We start from the raw sequence: 394 nt of genomic DNA on the forward strand, positions 1-394 counted from the left end.
TGGCTCTGTTCCGTACCTTTCGGCGCTTGCTCGGCCGGATCCGCATCGACTTTCCGTGGTTTGCGTGCGCGCTGTGGCTTCTTCTTTGCGGGCTCCACCGTGGGCAGCGGCGGCCAGTCGGCAGCGGTGGACAGTGGCGGAACAGGCTTTCCGGGCCGGCCGGCCTCGCGGATGATGCGCGGCCAGCGCGGTTCCCAGCACAGCAGCAGCGAGATCCAGTGCCCGGTGGCGTGCACCGCAAGGCCCGGAGAGGCCAGCGCCACCCAGCAGGCGACCTGCCAGCGCAGCCCGGCGCGCCACAGCGGCCTGAAAAAATTCAAGGAGACCATGGCCGACTGCCACGGCCACGGCACTTTGCCGAGCAGCTTCTTCGGTGCCGGCACTGACTGCGGGC

At 69.3% G+C, this 394-nt stretch carries 1 protein-coding gene; it reads left to right on the forward strand.

Annotated features, from left to right (window positions below):
* Positions 1-60: 60 nt before the first annotated feature.
* Positions 61-394: hypothetical protein (locus DM813_RS00005; protein ID WP_164897180.1), on the forward strand; the 334-nt coding region annotated here is incomplete at its 3' end.

Source organism: Pseudomonas alkylphenolica (assembly GCF_004025535.1).
Taxonomy (GTDB): Bacteria; Pseudomonadota; Gammaproteobacteria; order Pseudomonadales; family Pseudomonadaceae; genus Aquipseudomonas; species Aquipseudomonas alkylphenolica_A.